At 65.5% G+C, this 18,030-nt stretch carries 21 protein-coding genes; 1 reads left to right on the top strand and 20 read right to left on the bottom strand.

What is annotated here, in order from left to right; translation table 11 throughout:
* Window positions 1-456, bottom strand: a complete 456-nt coding sequence (locus J2Y69_RS11405; RefSeq protein WP_310020733.1) for a hypothetical protein — start codon at window positions 454-456, stop codon at window positions 1-3.
* On the opposite strand from J2Y69_RS11405, the gene J2Y69_RS18090 reads away from it, so the two are divergent.
* The gene (locus J2Y69_RS18090) at window positions 396-926 is read left to right on the top strand and encodes a DUF732 domain-containing protein (RefSeq protein WP_396653089.1); all 531 of its coding nucleotides are present in this window, start codon (window positions 396-398) and stop codon (window positions 924-926) included. The two genes, J2Y69_RS11405 and J2Y69_RS18090, sit on opposite strands and share 61 nt — an antisense overlap.
* On the opposite strand, the gene J2Y69_RS11400 is transcribed toward J2Y69_RS18090, so the two are convergent.
* The 19 genes from J2Y69_RS11400 to J2Y69_RS11310 all read right to left on the bottom strand — a co-directional run bounded on the left by J2Y69_RS11400 (window position 923) and on the right by J2Y69_RS11310 (window position 17,875).
* Window positions 923-1,651, bottom strand: coding sequence for a hypothetical protein (locus J2Y69_RS11400; protein ID WP_310020730.1), 729 nt, complete (start codon window positions 1,649-1,651; stop codon window positions 923-925). The two genes, J2Y69_RS18090 and J2Y69_RS11400, sit on opposite strands and share 4 nt — an antisense overlap.
* On the bottom strand, window positions 1,651-2,718 hold the full coding sequence (locus tag J2Y69_RS11395) for a hypothetical protein (RefSeq protein ID WP_310020728.1): 1,068 nt from the start codon (window positions 2,716-2,718) through the stop codon (window positions 1,651-1,653). The genes J2Y69_RS11400 and J2Y69_RS11395 overlap by 1 nt, the downstream gene beginning before the upstream one ends.
* 11 nt (window positions 2,719-2,729) lie before the next feature.
* Window positions 2,730-3,482 (bottom strand): hypothetical protein, encoded by a 753-nt coding sequence (locus J2Y69_RS11390; protein ID WP_310020726.1) that lies wholly within the window; start codon window positions 3,480-3,482, stop codon window positions 2,730-2,732.
* Window positions 3,479-6,358: a phage tail tape measure protein gene (locus tag J2Y69_RS11385; RefSeq protein ID WP_310020724.1), complete on the bottom strand. Its 2,880-nt coding sequence runs from the start codon at window positions 6,356-6,358 to the stop codon at window positions 3,479-3,481. The genes J2Y69_RS11390 and J2Y69_RS11385 overlap by 4 nt, the downstream gene beginning before the upstream one ends.
* 288 nt (window positions 6,359-6,646) lie before the next feature.
* On the bottom strand, window positions 6,647-7,099 hold the full coding sequence (locus J2Y69_RS11380) for a hypothetical protein (RefSeq protein WP_310020722.1): 453 nt from the start codon (window positions 7,097-7,099) through the stop codon (window positions 6,647-6,649).
* Window positions 7,100-7,120: 21 nt separating this feature from the next.
* Window positions 7,121-7,873, bottom strand: a complete 753-nt coding sequence (locus tag J2Y69_RS11375; RefSeq protein WP_310020721.1) for an IPT/TIG domain-containing protein — start codon at window positions 7,871-7,873, stop codon at window positions 7,121-7,123.
* A 78-nt stretch (window positions 7,874-7,951) separates the two neighbouring features.
* A complete protein-coding gene (locus J2Y69_RS11370; protein WP_310020718.1) occupies window positions 7,952-8,365 on the bottom strand; it encodes a hypothetical protein in 414 nt (137 codons plus the stop codon).
* Window positions 8,366-8,457: 92 nt separating this feature from the next.
* Window positions 8,458-8,823, bottom strand: coding sequence for a hypothetical protein (locus J2Y69_RS11365; protein ID WP_310020716.1), 366 nt, complete (start codon window positions 8,821-8,823; stop codon window positions 8,458-8,460).
* 18 nt (window positions 8,824-8,841) lie between these two features.
* The gene (locus tag J2Y69_RS11360; RefSeq protein WP_310020714.1) at window positions 8,842-9,189 is read right to left on the bottom strand and encodes a hypothetical protein; all 348 of its coding nucleotides are present in this window, start codon (window positions 9,187-9,189) and stop codon (window positions 8,842-8,844) included.
* Between the two features lie 11 nt (window positions 9,190-9,200).
* Window positions 9,201-9,629, bottom strand: coding sequence for a hypothetical protein (locus J2Y69_RS11355; RefSeq protein ID WP_310020712.1), 429 nt, complete (start codon window positions 9,627-9,629; stop codon window positions 9,201-9,203).
* A gap of 2 nt (window positions 9,630-9,631) precedes the next feature.
* The gene (locus J2Y69_RS11350) at window positions 9,632-9,925 is read right to left on the bottom strand and encodes a hypothetical protein (RefSeq protein ID WP_310020710.1); all 294 of its coding nucleotides are present in this window, start codon (window positions 9,923-9,925) and stop codon (window positions 9,632-9,634) included.
* 66 nt (window positions 9,926-9,991) lie between these two features.
* Window positions 9,992-10,252 (bottom strand): hypothetical protein, encoded by a 261-nt coding sequence (locus tag J2Y69_RS11345; RefSeq protein WP_310020708.1) that lies wholly within the window; start codon window positions 10,250-10,252, stop codon window positions 9,992-9,994.
* 60 nt (window positions 10,253-10,312) lie between these two features.
* Complete coding sequence (locus J2Y69_RS11340; RefSeq protein ID WP_310020706.1) at window positions 10,313-11,506, bottom strand: SU10 major capsid protein; 1,194 nt, start codon at window positions 11,504-11,506, stop codon at window positions 10,313-10,315.
* A 30-nt stretch (window positions 11,507-11,536) separates the two neighbouring features.
* Window positions 11,537-12,232 carry a hypothetical protein gene (locus tag J2Y69_RS11335; protein WP_310020705.1) on the bottom strand — a complete coding sequence of 232 codons (696 nt, stop codon included), beginning with the start codon at window positions 12,230-12,232 and terminating at the stop codon, window positions 11,537-11,539.
* Window positions 12,233-12,429: 197 nt separating this feature from the next.
* Window positions 12,430-14,136 (bottom strand): phage minor capsid protein, encoded by a 1,707-nt coding sequence (locus J2Y69_RS11330; RefSeq protein WP_310020703.1) that lies wholly within the window; start codon window positions 14,134-14,136, stop codon window positions 12,430-12,432.
* Between the two features lie 12 nt (window positions 14,137-14,148).
* On the bottom strand, window positions 14,149-14,418 hold the full coding sequence (locus J2Y69_RS11325; protein WP_310020702.1) for a hypothetical protein: 270 nt from the start codon (window positions 14,416-14,418) through the stop codon (window positions 14,149-14,151).
* Window positions 14,408-16,063 (bottom strand): phage portal protein, encoded by a 1,656-nt coding sequence (locus J2Y69_RS11320; protein ID WP_310020700.1) that lies wholly within the window; start codon window positions 16,061-16,063, stop codon window positions 14,408-14,410. The genes J2Y69_RS11325 and J2Y69_RS11320 overlap by 11 nt, the downstream gene beginning before the upstream one ends.
* An 11-nt stretch (window positions 16,064-16,074) precedes the next feature.
* Window positions 16,075-17,376 (bottom strand): PBSX family phage terminase large subunit, encoded by a 1,302-nt coding sequence (locus tag J2Y69_RS11315; protein ID WP_310020698.1) that lies wholly within the window; start codon window positions 17,374-17,376, stop codon window positions 16,075-16,077.
* On the bottom strand, window positions 17,369-17,875 hold the full coding sequence (locus J2Y69_RS11310) for a helix-turn-helix domain-containing protein (protein WP_310020696.1): 507 nt from the start codon (window positions 17,873-17,875) through the stop codon (window positions 17,369-17,371). Before J2Y69_RS11310 ends, J2Y69_RS11315 begins: the two co-directional genes overlap by 8 nt.
* Window positions 17,876-18,030: the final 155 nt, after the last annotated feature.

The following is an 18,030-nucleotide window of genomic DNA, read 5'->3' as shown; positions in this document are numbered from 1 at the left end:
TCAGTTCCCTCCTGGGTAGTACGGCTGCGGGTGCCCGTCAGCGTCCACATCCGAGATATCGATCCACAGCACGGGTGGCATGGGGTTCGGGGGTGGGCCGAGCGCGATGACCACGGACCCGGGCGGGTAGTTGTCAGCAAGGTCGGTGATCAGCCCGCCCGTACCGGGGACGACGAGGAAGTCCCACTCGGCGTACTGCCACGACCACATCTCGGGCGCCTGCTCGGCGGGGCTGGTCAGCCACCTGAGCACGGGCCGGTAGTACATGTCCGGGTCGAGTTGCACTGTGAAGCTCCCTGTGTCGGTGAGGTTCGCTTTCACCTCGACGCCGAGGAGCAGCGCCGACGTCCCCACCGCGTGAGCCTCCGGACGGAACCAGAACTCCGGGTGCCGGGATGCAGGCACCGGGCTATTCGCACCATCCCAGACGTTCCCGTACACCTGAACCGTCGACATTGGGACTCCTCTCCCGCCGCGCGGGTCGATATGCTCGGGCCATGCGCTCGCACGCCCACTACACCGCCGTCGCGGCCCTACTCCTACTCACCCTCACCGGATGTGCAAGTACGCCTGCGGGGACCGCAGGAGAGGCCACAGCACCCGGAGCGAGCACACCCAGCCCGACAGCGACGCCCAGCGCGACCGTCGCGCCACTCGTTGCAGAGAGCCCGGGGGCACGGTCAGGGCACAACGAGACCGCCTTTGTTGAGGCGGTCCGCACAGCCCTTCCGCCTAACACGCAGATCCCCGAAGCTACGGACGAGCAGCTACTCGACGCTGGTAGCCGAGCATGCGCGCGGCTCGCGGCCGGAGAGCCGAGCGATCAGATCTCCGTGATCGAAGGCGAGTCGGCGGGTGAGGGCGGCTACTTCTGGGATAGCGCGGCGATAATCACGGCAGCACGCCAGTTTCTTTGTGCGGGCTAAGGAACTATCCGGTACGGGACCCCAGAGGAATCAGCCCAAATCATCCCGGGGATAGACCCCGGAACGGATCCTTGGGACTTCGTCTGAAGCCCAACGAACTGGAATCCGTCTGGTGTGATCTCAAGCCAGGTGAGTCCGCCACTGCTGACCTTCGCCATGCCATCAGTGAGGGTGATCCACGCGCCGCCGGAATAGAGAGATAGCTCGTCTCCCGATGCGTAAATCTCAGGTCCGGATGTGAACTTCATCGACCCGCCATTGGCTGAGGGGTCGATCGTGAGATTCCCGGCGGTGAACTTCCCGGTCGTGCCATCGAGAACGATCACGGACCCACCGGCGCCTACGATGACCTTCCCGCCATTCTCGACCTGCAAGTTGGCGAGGATCTTGGTGAGCGCCTTGAGGAGCGTCTCCTTCTCGACGGTCAGCGTCCCATCCGGGCCCGTGATCGTCACCGGCCCCTCGAAGACGGAGTCCCCCTTCTGACGGAAGAGCCCCTCCCAAACGAAGTCCCCGATACCGGTGATGTCACCGTCGATGTTGATGTACCCGGTATCGACGATGTCGATCCCGCCACCATCGGTGATCGTGAGACGCGCGCCGCCGTAGAAGCGAAGCCCATCGCGGCCGAGCGACCCGTTCTGGAGGGTCGCGACAGCAGAGGCGACCATGTTGCGGATCAGGTCTTCGATCGGCTGGACAAGTCCGGGGTGGTCGACGCCCATCAGGCACCTCCTACTGGTTGTAGTCCGATGGTCTTCACGCCGGCCAGGTCGCCGCTGGTCTTCACGACCCGACGCGCGTACCAGCCGTCCGGGACCCAAGCGTCGCCGGACATGAGGATGTTCATGGTGTCGCCGATATCGACCGGATGGTCCGCGGGCACGGCGACGTCCCACTGCTCGGTGGGTCCGCCGTACATGCGCAGATCCTCGAGGGTGAGCTTCTCGAGTTGCGGGCCGTCGGAGATCGTCTTCGACTGGGTGACCCGCTCCAGGAGGGGGAGACCCGAGGTCGCGTTCACGTTGGAGCGGGTGAGCATGTCCACCTCACTGCCCTCACCGACGCGGATCGAGTTATTGATGACCCGGGAGGCGTCCTCCGTGACGGAGAGCTTCGTGACAGCCCCGCGTGCGGCCGTCGCATAGGCGTCCCAGGTGACACCGGAGGTCCACCCGATACCGGCGTGCATGTACCAGCCGATGGTGCCCGCGAACGGCACCCACGGACGGAAGTACACGTCGAGGCCTTCGTCCATGAGCGTCTGAATGTGCTCCATCACAGTCCGGAGGTGATAGCCGTAGTAGGTGCGGGTGACGACCGGTTCGACACCATGCCCGGGGATCGTGAGCGGGAAAGACGCCCACGGGATCCCCGTGTAGGTGTCCCGAGCCCAGACGATGGCAGCGTTCGCCTGGACGGCGAGCGACCCGGTCACTGTCGCCTGCCACCGTTCCGCACCCGAGACGGAGTGATCCACGGCGATGCGGCGGCGCAGCAGCGACCACAGGTCACCGAGCCCAACGGTGATCGTGTTCGACCCGCGGTTGTACGCCCGGCTGGTGATGTACCCGTCAAACTCGACCCGCCCAAACCGGTGAAGACTCAGCTTCCGGGACCAGTGGCCGGTGAGGTCCCGGAGCGCGGCCGTGCTGAACGCACCCCCGAGAGGGATCGTCGCCTGCCCATCACCGCCCGCAGACAGCAGACGCTCCCAAGTGAACCGGGTGACGGGTATCCGGTCGATCGCGGTGCCGGTGATGCCATCGCTGACTTCAACGTGATAGTCCACGGCACCCCCCTCTACGCGTAGGTGTCGGTGACCGCCGTCGTCAGGGAGGCTGTGGCTTCCGCGGAGAGGGTGTGTGTGACGCCGGGGATGCTCGGGCCGATGGTCCACGGCTCCCAGACGGTCACACCGCCCTGCACCCGCACCCCGTCGACCAGGAGCCCACCTGTGGCCGTGTTGATCGTGTGCGGATGCCCCGCGACCAGAGGACGCGTGATCGCGATCCGCCGGCCGGACGGCCCGGTGATCGTGTACCCCCAGAAGCTCGCGCCAGTGACGGTATGCACGGGCCATGCGGGGCGTGTGCCCCGCTGGATCGCCTCAACCCCGGCAGGAAACGTGCGGGTCTCGCCGTACAGGAACGGGTCATCGAACTCGACCTCGACCATCCACGTCCCCTCAGGGGCGAACCCGTGAGGGGTGAACTGGACATCGGTGACCACCCCCTGCCCGTGCATCCGGACACCCGGGTACTCGAGGGTGACCGTGATCTGCTGGGTGATCAGGTTGCGCAGTCGGTCCGCCATCGTTTCCAACACCGTGTGGGTGGGAGCGACACAGAACCCCGCGAAGCCACCGACCCGGCCCTGGAGGAACGCGGGCGTCGTGAACTGCCCGTCCGACGAGGGACGGTCAAGCCGCTCCCGCTTCACAGCAGGCGGCTTGACCATCCCCTCCATATCCACAAGGTGGAACCCGCGGCCCCGATACCGGTCCCCGTAGGCGGTGAGCGACCCGAACCGGACGATCGCGCCAGCATCCATCACGACCTCCGGATGATCTTCGCCGTTGCCTCCTGGCCCTGATGGACCTGGACGTCGATGTACTGGAGGAGGTCGATGCCGCCCTTGGACTGGACTGTCACACCCACAGCGGGTGCCGCAGAGACCGGACTTCCATCGGCATACCCGGTTGCACCGGCAGGGATATAGGTCCCGCCGAAGATCTCTGCGGTCTGAACCATGATCTGCTCAGCCCGGGCACGTTTCGACGGCGCGTGAGGGACATATGTCTCTCCACCCGTTTCGGGCTCCGCCCAGACCCGGTACTCGCCGGCACGGGCGATCTGCGCGACATGGTTCTCCGGCCGGTAGATGTTCCCGTTCGCGTTGTACGTGACGACCGCGCCATTCGCATGGCTCCTGCCGGTCAGGTAGTCGGAGAACGCGTCGTTCATATTCTGGACGACCGGGTTCACGAAGATCGGCACCGACAGGGTTTGGTTCCGGTCGAGGAAGTCATAGAGTTCCTGCTGAGCCGCCTCAGTCTGCATGAGAATCGTGATCTCGCGCTCCGTGGGAACGGAGAGCACACTGTCTCGAAGCGCGGCTGCCTCCTCCTCGGTCGCACCCATAGCGATGGCCGCGTCATAGAGCTTCTGCCGGGCGTCTTCCAAGCTGGTGACGAAGCCTGCGGTGTTCTGGTCGAGTTCGAGCTGCGCCTGTGCCGCGTCCCACGCGTCTTTCGCGAGGTCAACCAGCATCGCCTTGTTGTCCGCACCAGCCTGGGTTGCGATGTCGAGCCCGTACCCAAATCCCTCCGCGCCCTCGGCGATGCTTGTGATCTGCTGATCAACATCGCGCAACGTGTTCTGGTAGTCGATGTTCGCGGTGATCGCGTCCTGGTTGACGCCATTCACCTTGTTGATCGTGTCGATCAGGTCGCGAAGCTTGTTGTTGAGATCCTCAGCGCTGTCAGCCTCCTCAAGGTAGGCATCTGCGGCAGACTTTGAGACCGTGGTCCCCTCGTCGGACACCTCGTTCTTGAGCTTCGCCTTCTCGATCGCATCATCCAGGGATGCGGCTTCACCACGGACCTGCTTCTCGATGATCGCGGCGGCGTTTGCGTACTCAAGGCTGCCGTCCTCGCCGTCCTTCAGCGTCTGCTGAAGTTCGGTGAGAGCGTCCGCGCTTCCCATCGCTGCATCAGTGACAAGGTCGAGGTCGATACCGAGCTTCTTCGCGTTCGAGAGCGCAGATCCGTTGTCGATGAACCAGAAGCCGTCCTTGGCGGACAGGTTCTCCTTCACCATCTCGCGCGTTGCTTTCGTGACTCGCAGGGTCCCCGCTTCTAGGGTGTCTGCGTACGCCTGCGCCTTCGCGCGCGCCTCGGCCTGTTCTGCCATCAGCAACCCGACGACCGTCATCACGCCAGTGAGAGCGAGGCCGACCCCAGCGCCGACAAGCGCGGTCTTCCCCATGCTCGTGTTCGTCGCGTCGAGCTGTGCCTTCAGCTCGAGGAACTTCACGCGCGCGCCGACCGCCCCGCCTGCGAAGAGGAGCATCGCGCCGGCTGCGACCCCGAGGACCAGGGCGGTCCCCTGGACGACGTCGGGTGCCTCCCCGAACATGTCGACAGCTTCGGTGAGCCCCTGGACCATTGTCCGGAGGACATCGTTCGCGGCGGAGCCGGTCTTGATCAGGGCGGTATCGAACGCGCCGCCCAGCTTCTCGATGTCGCCGGCGAGGTTGTCCTGACGGATCGCAGCCTGACGGGCCGCGTACCCGGACTCGTTGACTTCGTCCGTCCACTTCTCGACAGCCTCCGCGCCACCCTCGTAGAGGACGCGGGCGGCGGTGATCTGCTCGTTGCCGAAGATCCGGCCGAGCGCGGCGGACCGTTCCGCCTCCGTGAGCCCCCCGAACGCACCCTTGAGCTGCTCGGAGATCGCGGCGAGGGACTTCATCTTCCCGTTGCCGTCGAAGATCTCGACGTTGTACTCCGCCATCGTCTTCGCCGCGAGAGCGGACGGGGACGTGAGCGACATGAGCACGCCACGCAGGCCCGTGCCGGCACGCTCACCCAACTGCCCCTGGGATGCGAAGAGCGCGAGGGTGCCGGTGGTCTCCTCAAGGGAGATCCCAAGCCCGGCGGCGACAGGGCCGACGTACTGGAGGGCGAGGGCGAGGTCATCGACCGAGCCCTGCGCCTTGCCCGCACCGGCGGCGAGCAGGTCAGACACGTGCGATGCCTGCTCTGCCGGGAGCCGGTACTGCTTGAGGGTGGTCGCCATGATCTCGGCCGACCGCGCAACCTGGAGTTGCCCGGCCGCGGCGAGGGCGAGGGCCCCGTTCAGGGACCCGCCGACGATGTCGGACACGGACAGGCCCGCCTTCGCGAGCTCCTCTTCCGCGTCGGCAGCCTCACGGGCCGAATAGGCGGTGTCCGCGCCCGCGTCGAGGGCCGCGTCAGCGAGCTTCTCCTGCTCGGCGACGGTCGACATGGTCGCCGCGCGCACGTTCGACATCGCCTGGTCGAAATCGGTGGACTTCACCACGGCGAGGGTGACCATCGCAGCGACGGCGGTCCCGGCGGCGAGCAACGCGACGGAAAGCTTCTTCGCCGCGTCCGCCTGCGCCTCGGTCGCCTTCGTCTGCTCGTCCTGCTTCGGCTTCGCCTTGCGGGACTGCTCCCCGACTTCCTCGGTCGCTTTCGCCTGCTCGGTGAGGGGGGGCTTCGCAGTCTTCGACTTCTTGGCGGTCTCGTCCGTGGATGTGCCGAGCGTGTCAACCTGAGGTGCAGCGGCGGCGGCCGCCTTGCCGGTCTTCTCGATCGCGGCGGACGCGTCAGCCTGGTCCTGCTTGAAGCCCTGTGCCCCGACGGTCTGGATCTTGAACTGGAGTGCGCCGGCGTCGAAGCTCATCGGTGACCGCCTTCCCGAACCATGACTCGGTATCGATCAGCCGTTCAACGGCGGTGCGGACGAAATGCCACGGGCGTGTGTCCAGCACCCGGTCAAGGTCAGAGATCAGCCCCGATTGGGCGAGGTCGAGTTCCACCTGGCCGAAGAACTCAGGCCAGGCGATGCCCCACACTTCACGGGCGGTAAGCCCCGGGGCGGTGGGAGTTCGGGCGATGGCCGCAGCACGCTGCTCCCGCCATCCCGGCGGATACACGTACTCCGGGTAGACGCCGTTCTCGTCCGGGGTGCCTATGCCGAAGCGGGCGATGTCCGCCGGGCCAAGAGACCCAGCCGGGCGGTCAACGCCCCTCCCGCTTTTAGGGTGCCGGGGAGGCCCTCACCGCCCTCGATGTAGGCGCGGACCCCATCCATGCCGAGGATCGTCTGCCAGAAGAACGCGGGCATGATGATGCCCTCAGATTCCTCCTGTGACAGTTCCATGCCGATGCGGGTGAAGTTCGTCTGCTGCTCCTCGGGCACTGGCTCCCACCGGCCCGTTTCCGGGTTCTGGCGGGCGCCGTCCACGGCGATGATCAGTGCGTTCGCCCACTCCTCAGCGGGCACACTGCCAGCACCTACGTTCAGGTACGTGTCGGTGATTTGCAGTCCTGCCCGACCCGGGAGGGGGCGGATGATGAAAGGGTCATCCACCCCCTCCATGGTCAGTACGAGGTTGCGGCCTTGCTTTGCTGCGGTGATCATGAGGACCCTGCTTCCTGCCGATCAGGCGGCGACGTACGGGTGCGCGGCGGATGCCCCGAGCGGGGTGGTGACGATGATCGGTGCCGCACCGGCAACCGTCGCCGGGATCACGAGCACGATCGTGTACTGGTCGACGACGACGAACTCCGTCACGGCCTGACCATCCACGGTGATCCCCGTGGTCCCGGCGAACTTGTACCCGCGGACCACGATCTGATCCCCGACGGTCTGCCCTGCCGGGGTCGCGGACTCGATGATCGGCACACCGGGACCCGCGAGCGGCGATGGCACCTGGGCGACGACACCGTCATTCGCGAGCGTGAAGGTGACCACACCCTTGTCCGCGTACCCGGTGTTCGCCTCGCTGTACGCGACGGAGAACTTCCCCTCGAGGACGGGCATGGTCTCGTCGAGCGCGTCGGTGAACAGCTGGAACTCGCGCTTGTTCGCCTCACCCTCCGAGAACGCGGCGGCAACGAGGTCCTTGAACCACGCCTGCGCGGCGACGATCTGCTTCGTGACCGGGTCGCGGACGACCTCGACGTTGAACGTCGGGGCGTAGTTGTAGCCGATGATCTCCGTCGAGGTGCGGCCCTTCGTCCCATACACCTCACGCTGCTGCGTGATCGGCGACGGGTTCAACGCGAGGTTGTTCACATCGCCGGTGATGTTGATGAACGTGCCGGCCTGCTTGAGACGGATGAGTCGCTGGTGGGCGAGGCTCAGCGACCCCACGGAGGGGACGGTCGTGTCGTAGAGGGTCGTGTCTGCCATTGGTCTTCTCCTTGTTTCTGGTGGGGATGTCGGCGCATGCCGACGACCCCTCACACGGAGGGGCGGTCTTGTCGGGCCCTACGGGCGGCGACCTCGAAAGTGGTAGGTGCAGGCGGTCGCGACGCGGCCTTGCGTGTCCCGGTCGAAGTCGATTCCTGAGAACTCCCACGCCCACGAGATACCCAGCACGTTGGGGGTGTACTCGGTCTGATCGAGCACGGCACGGAGGTCAGCAGCCCAGGAACGGATCATCAGCGGGGACCCTTTGCGGGTCGTGTAGATCTGCGTCCGGTAGATGATGTCCGCCTGCCCGTCAGGAACCGGGCGCAGCGGGGTCAGGAGCGTGAACTCGCTCACCTTCGTCGGCATCACACCATCGAGGCGGATACCCCGCTCAACGATCACATCCGAAGGGGTATAGACGGCGAGGTCGGCGTCATGGAGGAGTTGCGCGAGCGCCCGGTTCAGAACGATCTCGGGCGCGTCAGCCATTGGACACCCCCGGAGCCTCATGTGGATATCCGGGGCATCCTTCCGGGCCGTGCAAGACGGCACACGCGATGCCGGACTGAGGATCAGCGATGTCAGCCACCTCGCACCTCCCGGCGGATGATGTCGCCCAGTTCGCCCTTGTTCTCGACCATCGCGTTTTCAACCCACTTGCCCTGAGCATTCGGGTTCGAGTCGGTCTGGAAGTTGTACTCGGGATGCTCGTGCAGGCGGGCAGCGTACGGGGTGTCCACGACGATCGTGGCACCCTCCTCCGGGTCCGTGGCCCGCTCGACGGTGTGCGCGCCGGCAAGGGTGCCCTGATCCCACGGAGACCGATCCACCGCGAGGGCAACGCCACGCTCGGCAGCCTTGTTCTCGCCCTCGACGAGCCGGTGCATGATCTCGGGTGTGATCGACCCGAAGTTGTTCGTCATCGTGACGACAACTCGAACACCCATGGTGACCTCCGAAGACGGTTACTCGAGGTAAATCTCGCTGTGGTTCGGCGTGTGCGCGTTGTAGTCGTAGAACGCAGCATCGATGACCTCAGAGGTTCGCTCACGCGCCTCACCCGGAAACACGGTGACTCGCGACCGGGGGAGCATGTCGTTCTCGTGCAGAACGACAACGAACGTGGAGGACGTGATTTCCTGTCCCGATGTCGGTGACGTGGAGCGACGATCGACGCGGAGCCGCGCCTTCTGCTCGACATAAGCGGGAACGCCGGTGATCACCGGCCCCCAGATCTCGCCCTCCGCGCCTTCACCTTCGAGGATCTGAATGTTGACCCGGTGCGGGAGGTGTCGCTTCTTGAGGCGCGGCATGCTCGCTCCGATCAGGTGTGGGCGACGGCCGATTGGATCAGCCCGGCGTTGGTGAGGATGTCGATCGCGCGTTGACCGATGCGGCGGGCGAGCTTCTCCTGATCCGTCAGGGACTCTGACGACGATGAGGTTGTGCCGAGGGACACGGAGCCGATCTTCACCGCGCCTGCGTGGATATCGATACCCTTCGGGTCATCGGTGCCTTCGGGTGACCAGTATTCGGCGATCGCACAGGTCGCCTCAGTGAACGCATCGGAGACATCTGGGTCGGTGGGGAACCCGTCTGCGTCGGTCTCATACCAGGAGCGGCGGGTCAGCTTCTCGACCTCGACTGACGCGGCACGGAGCCGCTTAGTCAGGGTGCCCGCGTCTTCGGCAGGCCATTCCTCTTCCGCGACCTCTTTGTAGTCGCTGACCGTGGCGTACGTGCGCAGCTTCATCGTCACTCCAGGACAGGGATGGCCGGGGACGCTTCGATCGCCGTGATGATCTGAGCCTTCTTCGCTTTCGGTGGAAGGTCTACGCCTTCCACATCCGCGATGTCGCGAAGCTCGGCGACGGTGAGGTCTTCGAGCATCGTGCCGACGATGTACTCAGTGATCTCGTACCCGTGCTGCACGAGTGCCCGTTCGCGTTCAGGGTGCAGGTCATCGACGGTCGCGGTCCCGTCGAGGAAGTCGACATCGAACGCATGCTGATGGCCGGCTTGTGGCCGCGGGTGAAGGATTCGGATCACGATGACCTCCCTGGTTGGGACCCCGACGCGACGGACAGCGCCATGGCGCGTCGGGGTCTGGTGCAGCTACTTCTTCTCGGCAGCGGCCTTCTCCTCGGCGGCGAGGCGCTCGGCCTTGTCGGCCGCTTCCTTGTCGGCCCTGGCCTTCTCAGCGGCGCTCTTCTCGGCCGCGGTCGGCTCGATGTTCTTGACGGTGAAGCCGTTCTCGGACAGCACCGTGCGGGCTTCCTTCGACAGCGACTTGACCTCAGCCTCACCACTGGTGAAGTCCAGGTTGATCGCGTTCCCGGTGAACGACTTGTCCGGGTGGATGATCTTAACGGACACGGTTCCTGCTCCCTGCTCAGGGGTGGGGCCAGGGATTGCACCTGACCCCACCTGATGGGGTTACGCCCAGACGGGCGCAACCGGAAGGCCACGGATCACACCGTGCCCCTTCTCGTTGCCGTACTCCAGGCCGACCTCGCCGTACAGCTGCACCCGATCGGATGCGCCGATCTTCGCGAGCTCCTCCTCGAAGAAGTGACCCTTGCCGGGGATCACGAGGAACTTCGGCTTGACCTGCTCGAGCGACGCAACCACGAACGCGTCCGCCGGCACCCAACGGTCGAGCATGATGTTGAACGTGCCGAAGTCGGTGACGATGGTCGTGAAGTCGACACCGCCGACGTTGCGGGACGACTCCTGGTACTTGCCGTATGCGTTCGCGTACGCCGTGGAGATGTTCCGCTTCTGACGGGACCCGACGATGATCGTCTGGGTCGCCGTCTCACGCATGCCCCCGTTGTCGTACACGCGCTGGAACAGCTCGTCGTACGTCTCCTTCGTGGGGCCGGCGGTCGACAGGACCGACAGAGCCACGGTGGCCGTGCCGATCGTGATCGCCGAGCCCGTCGGAGTCGCGGCGACACTGAACGTGTCCGTTGCCGTGTTGATCACGTAGTAGACGCGGTTCAGGCGGATCGCGGTCGCGACACCCACGGACGTGAACCGCACAGCGGTACCGTTCGCGAGGCCGTGCCCAGCAGCCGTGATCACCGTGGTCGCCGCAGCACCCGAGAGGGCCGTACCGAGCTCGATGACGTTCGTGGTGATCGCGGGGATCAGGCCACGGGTCTTCCGGGCGGTCGTGTTGTTCGCCGGCTTCTGGTACTGGCCGATGAGGAACGACGCCTCGATGTCGGTGGCCTTCGCCTTGAGGGCCTGCGTGATCTGCCAGGGAAGCTCCGCCTGGACAGGGTTCGTCTGGTCGTTGTTCGTGCCCGACGTCTGACCGGTCGCGGCCTGCTTCGTGTACGAAACCTCGACGGTCTCTTGGTGGATCTCGACGACGTTGGTGACGTTCGCCCGGACACGCTGGTCCGAGTTCTGTGCAGCCGCGCCCTCAAGGCGGGACCGGTTCTCCTCCGGGTCGCGGAGGTCGTGGGTCTGCCACTCGAACTCGGTCGACTTGACCTCTTCGCCACCGGTCATGCCGCCGATGGCGTTGAGGAAGGGAGTGTCTTCGGGGCTCACGTTGAAAAGCGGCCCCACATAGTTGGGCAGGTTGAAGGTGGTTCCCTGCCCGCTGATTCCAGCCATGCTGGTCTCCGTTTCTGCCCTCTCGGGCGGTTACGCGGACTGCGCGTTACGTGCGTGCACGATCGCGCGAGTCAGTCGGATGATTTCGCCCTGGTCCTTCTTCTCCTCAGCGGCCTTGAGCTGAGCTTCGAGGGACTGGACTGTCGGGCCCGTGGGTGCGACGTCACCTGAACCTCGCGGGGGCTGCTTGAGAGCGGCGTTCGCCTGGAGCGCCTGAGTGATGACGGACTTGATGTCCGCCTCCTTGGTCGGGTCTACCGATGCCAGGGTGGTCTTGAATGCCGGGTCGGCGAGGAGAGCGGTGAGGTTCGCGCCGAGTGCGCCGCCATGGATGGCGACCTGGGCGATGCGCTGAGCGTCCACAGCGGCGGCCTGCGCGGCCGTGAGCGCCGTGTCCTTCTCCGCGATGGTCGCGGCGAGCTTCACCGGGTCGGTCTCGGGTTCCGGTTCGCCGCTGAGGAGCTTCGCGAACTGGGCGAGCGTGTCCTTCTGCGCCTGGGCCGCGGCGGCGGCGATCGCGGCGTCCGTCTTCTCCTGACGCTTTTCGGCGTCGGTGCGGAGGTTCTCGATCAGCTTCCACGCCTTGTCCGGGTCGAACGCCGACGGGTCGTCACCCCACGGCGGTGTCGACGAGGCGGGCGCATCCGGGGCGGGTGTGGCCGGGGGAGCGGTGGGGGAGGGAGCCGCGGGCGTGGCGGGATGAGCCGGGGGAATCTGGTCAGTCATGATGATGCTGCTTCCTCCCGGGCCTGCCGGGATCGGTACCCCACACCCTGCGTGTGAGGAAGGAGGACCGTGCCGTCGCAGTGCAGGGCCAACGACGGCACGGAGCTTCGAGGGGACCCTTCCATCGCTCAAGCGGGCGATGTAGAATCGTGGTGAACGCGGCAGGCAGTCCACTAGGACAGCCGGGCCGCGTTCTCTTATTCCTTCGTGAGCCAGATCACTCTGCCGGCGCGGTCGATGAAGATCACCTCGGTGAACCAGTCGTTGCCCGCGAGGCGTCGACGCGCCTCCGCCAATGCAGCGGTTTCGTCGATCGGGCTGCGCGCGAGGTCCAGCACGATGCGATGCACGCCCTGTTCCTTCGCACGGCTGAACTGGTTTGAAATCGTGGTCTTCCCGGCCCCTTCTGGGCTCTTGAAGTCCCACACCTGGCCGTTGATCGTGACATCTGGGTTCTTCACACCATGCGTGAAGTCCTCGACGCGCCACTGCACGTCGACACCGGCACGTGCGAGACGTTCCCCGGTCGCGAGCTCATGCGCCCGCGGGAACGCGCCCTCGGGAACCGTCTGCGTGCCGCGGTTCGAGGGGCGGACATCGCCGAGCGTGCGGGCCGAGACACGATCGCCAGCGATCAGCGGTGCGGGCGGTCTCGGCGGCGTCGGTGTGGTCGGTGTGGTCGGGCGTCCGACAGGGCCGCGGCCGTCAGCGAATCCCAGCTGCTCACGGTACGACTGCCGGTGGCGGCCAGTGTCACGGATGAAGTCGCGCATGTCGGCCTGAGCGGTCCGGACGTCCTGGGCGGCCCTGCGGCGGTCGGTGTCGGTCATCGCAGACGCTTCACGACGCTTCGCTGACCGGATCTCCCGCTCGAGCGCACGCTGGCGTGCCCGCTCCTTCTCCGCCGCCTCGTCATACGTCGTGTCGCCCTGCGGGACTGTCAGGCCAGGGGAGTAAGCGACGAGACGGCAACGACAGTTCGGGTGACCCCAGCCTGCGGCACGCGCCTCCTCCACAGTCCCCGCAACATCTACAGTCACCGACTCGGAGCGGGTCGCATGCGGGAGCACCACCGGGCCGGCAGGAGTGCCATCGGTGGAGAGGATCTTCCCCGCCCACGCTGCACACTTCCGGCACGAGTCCAGGCCGCGGACGACGGTGACGAGGTGAATCCCAGACTGGCCCATCCGCCAGATACCAGCGTCGTTGTACACCCGGTTCACCGTCGTACGGCCGGCCATCTCCGCGTACGCGCCGATCGTCCACCGCCGGTTCACCTTGTCGACGAACCCTGTGATGCCTTCGGAGAGGAACCGCTGCACCGCGGCTGCCTGCTGCACGCGTGACGTTGACACCCCAAGGAGCGTGTCCGGTGAGTACAGGGCCACGATCCGCTGGTAGGCGTCCTGTGGGTACCGGGTGAGGCGTTGGTTCAGCACCTCAAGGCGGGATTCGAGCGAGAGAGCGACCATCGCGACGGCCTGAGATGAGGTTCCGGGCAGGGCGCTGAGCGGCGGGGTGCCCGCGAACCGGAGCGATGCGGCAGCGGCAGCTTCACCTTCCTCGGCGGCGATGCGGATCAGCCGGTGTGCGAGATCCTCCGCGCGGAGATCGGACACCATCTGCAACGCGATCGTCTGCAACTCCCGCAGAGCGACTGCCCGGTGGGCGGCAAGCTCAGCGAGAACCCGGTTCCGGGCTCGCCGCTCCGCGGCTGTCATACCCATGCCGCCTGGTGCGTCGGGAAGCAGGGACGCCAACTGGAAGTCCCGGACCGCCCGCTTCGCGACCTCCTGGATCAGGAGGTCCTCGGCGTCCCTGTACCGCTGGGCGAGGTAACGGGAGAGGTCCTCGATCAGCTCTTCGACAGACTCACGCTCAGGGTTCGGGACGAACAGCGCCACGATGACCTCCGATCAGTCCTCGTCGCGTGAGGCTTCCCGGATCGCGATCCGCTTGCAGATGTCGCAGTGCAGAGGGTTGGATTCAGGGCCGATCGTGTCCGCGAAGAACACGTAATCCGGTTTCGTGGTTCCCTTCTGCACGTCGTTCAGCTCGACGGCACGCTTCGACACGGTCGGGTAGTCGCCCCGGAGGGGACGGAACCCCGCAGGACGGTCGGGGAGGCGCTGGCCGGCGTACTTCGTCTTGCGGACGCAAAGCTCGAACATCACGTCACTCGTCATCGCCTTGCTCCTCGTCGTCGCCAGTGAACGCGGCAGGGTCAGGTGCGGGTGTCCCCATCTCCTGCTGGATCAACGCCACCTCCGCGTCGATGTCGTCCTCATCCCAGTCGCTGTGGAGGCTGCGGACAATCTCCTTGCGGGACGCGGCGCGGGCAGCGTCGAGCATCTGCGCGGTGCGGGCGAGCTTCTCCGGGTCAGCCTGCGACACGGGAGCGAACTCGACCGACGGCATCCTGGTCAGGTCCCCGAGCTCGCTACCGCCGAACACGGTCCGGTCGATCTCGAGCGCCGCCAACGACCATCGGGCCAGGGCGCCCTTCGCGTATAGGGCCTTCTTGTCCCGGGTGCGTTCACTGTCGGATAGGTCCGCGTCGATCTCCGTTGCCGTTCGGGTTCCGGCGACGGAGTCCAGGCCGAGGTGCGCTTCGGAGTAGCCGAGCGCGGACGCGATCTCCTTCTTGAGCCCTTCGATGACGGCGAGGTGTTCCTCGACACGGATCGCGAACTGGACGATCGACATCGGGCCGTTGCCATCCGCGGCCTTTCCGAGCGAACCGGAGACCGGGGTGAACACCTGACGGTAGATGTCGAAATTCGCACCCTCTCCGGGTTTCCCCGACAGTTCGAGCATGTCCTCAGGGACGACCAAACGGCCTTGGCCGTTGTCGATGTCGCGCATCAGCGACGACCAGGCCATGTCGACCTTGTCGAGGACATCCTGGATGCCGTCAAGGTCGGAGCGACCGAGGGATGCGAGTTCCCCGAGCTTCCGCCAGTCCCGGACAGGGGCGGCATTCTTGAGGTAGGTGACTGCGAGGCGGGATGTGCCGGTGCCGATCGCGACAGTCTGCGGCAGCGCACCCTCAGGGACGTTCAGGTCCGCTGCGGTCCGCAGCCTCGCATAGTGTTCGGTCTCGGGGCGGGTGTCGATCTGTACAGCCTCACCGAGCGTACGATCCGTGCCCCGGTACAGGGTGTATTCGATCGACCCGGGCTTGTGCTCCTCAACCAGACGGAACACCTCGTTGCCGTCGTGGTACTCGGACCACAGCTTCACACCAATGAGCCGCCCATGCCGGAAAGTGGGGATCGCGGTGTCCGCGGCGTACGCCTTCGGGAACACGTTATCGTGGACGTCCGCATCCCACGCCACAGCAAGATACGACCCACCCAGCGCAGCCGCATACTCGCCACCCAGGAGGAGTTCCGCGTGGGCCTCATCCGCACCGATGATCTCGTCAAGGCGGGCCTGCGCAGGGTGAACCCACTTCTTCCGCGACGCCCGCGTCTCACCCTCCTGGAGGGGCTGGTCGTCAGGCTTGCGGAACAACACCTGGGGGGCTTCACCGAAAAGGAGGTCGGAGGAGAGGGTGCACAGGTCGGCGGCGAGCGGCAGATGCATCCGCATCCGCTTCTCAGCCTCCACGATCGGCTGCCCCAGGAACATCTTCGACAAGCTGCCGAGAACACCGCCACGGTACTTCCGGCCGGCGACAGTATGCGTCGGGACGGCTGTTGCCGCGGTCTGCCCGGAGTAGATCTCCGACAGGACCGCGGCATTGCCCGCCCACCATGCATCCAGTTCACGGAAGCGAGCAAACGCGGTATCCCAAGGGGAGGGAGGCCAAGTCGTGGCGTCAGCCATGAGGACCCCCTCTACGCGGCGAGCTTGATGTACCTGCGCCAGATGTTCTCGGTCGTGGTGAGCGCATACCGCGCGGCATCCGTGCTGTGATCGTTGACCTTGAGCGGCTTGTCCTCGCCCTTGAGCGTCGCCTCGGGATCCCACGAGTACCCGGGGAGCTCGCGGATCAGGCCCTTGCAACGGTCCGTGATGATGACCTGCTTCTCAGCGATCAGCGACGCCATAGTGCGGATGCCGTACAGCACGTCATTGTCGGCCGGGGTTGTCGTCAGGCTGTGCGTCTTCCGAAGCTCAACACCGAACGATGCTGCCGACGGGTCGAGGATCGTGTACCGCGGCATGAGACGGGTCGACGTGTTCGACGGTAGGTGGTTCTCGTTCAACCATCGGACGAACTCGCGGCCAAGCTCAGCATCGGTGAGCTTCTGCTCGGCGTGCTTCCCGTCGTGCCGGTACTCGTCGATGAAGAACAGGCGTGGTGTTGGCCGGCCCAGGTGATCGATCTCCGCTGAGACGCCGAGGAGCAGCGCGGCGGTTGGGTTCGTGGTCCCGTAGTCGAGAGACACGGCGATGAGTTCACGCATCTCGGGGAGGTCTTCCCACTGGATGACGTTCCCGGCCCCAACCTTCGGGTCGAACATGTCGAAGATCGCACCTTCAGCAGCCACCCACTCGCCGAGGATGAAGCGGCGGTACCAGAGGCCGGTGTAGTTCGCTTTCAGGTTCGCTTTCACCTGATCGGACAGCGCAATGTTGTCGTCGAGGGTGAAGTGCCACGACTTCCAGTTCGGGAGTTCGTCGAGCCGGTCAAGGTAGTCGCGCTTGAGCCAGTGGCCGGGGGAGTCGGGGTTCGTCGACCCGAATAGCTGTGCGTTCGGGGCTGTGAGACGAGACAGCATCATCTTGAACGCACCCTCGGGGATGACAGTGATCTCATCGATGAGGACGAGCGCGACCGTCATCCCTCGGATCTTGTCCTCAGCCTGCTTGTCGTTCGCACCGATGATGTGCACGACACGACCGAGGATCTTCGCCGTCGGGGCACCTATCGTGTACTTGACATGCTGGGCGAGATCACCGAACAGTTCCGGGTCCATCATCGGTTCGATGATGTTCCGGTAGATCGACTCGCGTGTGCGGCCCATGATGACGATGCGGCCTTGGCGGGCCATCGGTACAGCGATCAGGAAGCGGAGGATCTGCGCGATCGTCTTCGAGGACCGGACCGCACCTTCCCACACGCACACCTGCGCCGTGGACTCCCGGATCGACAGCTCTTGCTTCGGGGAGATATCTGCCAGCACGTCAGGCATCGCCGTCAGCGCCCTCCACAAGACCGAACCGGACCGCCAGGCGACCGAGCATCGACTCGACCGGGGCGAGGCCCTCAGCGTCATCCGACGCCTCGACGATCTTGTTGACCTTGTCGAACGCGATCCCAGCCGTCGTCATCACCTGACGGCGAATGTCCACCGGGGCACGGTCGAAGGTGTGCGAGTTGAACTCGTTCTCCTTGCCGCCGAAGCTGTACACGGTGATCGGCCCATCCAACTCGAGGAGCCCGTCACGCGCCGCCACGAACATCAGCTGTGCAAGCTCGATCCGCGCAGCAGCCAGTTCGACCGTGTGCGCCCGAGTCGCCATGTCCGTCTGCGTGCGGTCGAACTTGAGACCTTTCTTCTTCGCCCACCGCGAAACGGTCGACGGAGCGCATCCAAGCGCATCCGCGATCGCACGGCAGGTTGCCCCATCGTCGTACAGCACCTGCGCGCGTTTCTCATCGAACGTTGTGGCTCGCGAAGATGTGGCCATGGTTCACCTCGATCGTGCGTCACCTGGACGCGGTCACGTGCGGCTACTTGGCCGTTACTCGGGTGTCTTGCCCTGTGTGGGATGCGCTGTAGCGCGGGGACATGACGATGCCCCGGTTCTCAGAGACCGGGGCTTTCGCGACAGTGTGCCGACTC

This window comes from Microbacterium resistens (assembly GCF_031456305.1).
GTDB classification, from domain to species: Bacteria; Actinomycetota; Actinomycetes; order Actinomycetales; family Microbacteriaceae; genus Microbacterium; species Microbacterium resistens_A.
This window is presented reverse-complemented; position numbering and strand designations above follow the sequence as displayed.

Bases quoted from the DNA above. Each gene is read 5' to 3' on its own strand.
- J2Y69_RS18090 (WP_396653089.1), top strand. From the start codon at position 396: ATGCAGGCACCGGGCTATTCGCACCATCCCAGACGTTCCCGTACACCT.
- J2Y69_RS11405 (WP_310020733.1), bottom strand. From the start codon at position 456: ATGTCGACGGTTCAGGTGTACGGGAACGTCTGGGATGGTGCGAATAGC.
- J2Y69_RS11400 (WP_310020730.1), bottom strand. From the start codon at position 1,651: ATGGGCGTCGACCACCCCGGACTTGTCCAGCCGATCGAAGACCTGATC.
- J2Y69_RS11385 (WP_310020724.1), bottom strand. From the start codon at position 6,358: ATGAGCTTCGACGCCGGCGCACTCCAGTTCAAGATCCAGACCGTCGGG.
- J2Y69_RS11380 (WP_310020722.1), bottom strand. From the start codon at position 7,099: ATGATCACCGCAGCAAAGCAAGGCCGCAACCTCGTACTGACCATGGAG.
- J2Y69_RS11375 (WP_310020721.1), bottom strand. From the start codon at position 7,873: ATGGCAGACACGACCCTCTACGACACGACCGTCCCCTCCGTGGGGTCG.
- J2Y69_RS11370 (WP_310020718.1), bottom strand. From the start codon at position 8,365: ATGGCTGACGCGCCCGAGATCGTTCTGAACCGGGCGCTCGCGCAACTC.
- J2Y69_RS11365 (WP_310020716.1), bottom strand. From the start codon at position 8,823: ATGGGTGTTCGAGTTGTCGTCACGATGACGAACAACTTCGGGTCGATC.
- J2Y69_RS11360 (WP_310020714.1), bottom strand. From the start codon at position 9,189: ATGCCGCGCCTCAAGAAGCGACACCTCCCGCACCGGGTCAACATTCAG.
- J2Y69_RS11355 (WP_310020712.1), bottom strand. From the start codon at position 9,629: ATGAAGCTGCGCACGTACGCCACGGTCAGCGACTACAAAGAGGTCGCG.
- J2Y69_RS11340 (WP_310020706.1), bottom strand. From the start codon at position 11,506: ATGGCTGGAATCAGCGGGCAGGGAACCACCTTCAACCTGCCCAACTAT.
- J2Y69_RS11335 (WP_310020705.1), bottom strand. From the start codon at position 12,232: ATGACTGACCAGATTCCCCCGGCTCATCCCGCCACGCCCGCGGCTCCC.
- J2Y69_RS11325 (WP_310020702.1), bottom strand. From the start codon at position 14,418: ATGACGAGTGACGTGATGTTCGAGCTTTGCGTCCGCAAGACGAAGTAC.
- J2Y69_RS11320 (WP_310020700.1), bottom strand. From the start codon at position 16,063: ATGGCTGACGCCACGACTTGGCCTCCCTCCCCTTGGGATACCGCGTTT.
- J2Y69_RS11315 (WP_310020698.1), bottom strand. From the start codon at position 17,376: ATGCCTGACGTGCTGGCAGATATCTCCCCGAAGCAAGAGCTGTCGATC.
- J2Y69_RS11310 (WP_310020696.1), bottom strand. From the start codon at position 17,875: ATGGCCACATCTTCGCGAGCCACAACGTTCGATGAGAAACGCGCGCAG.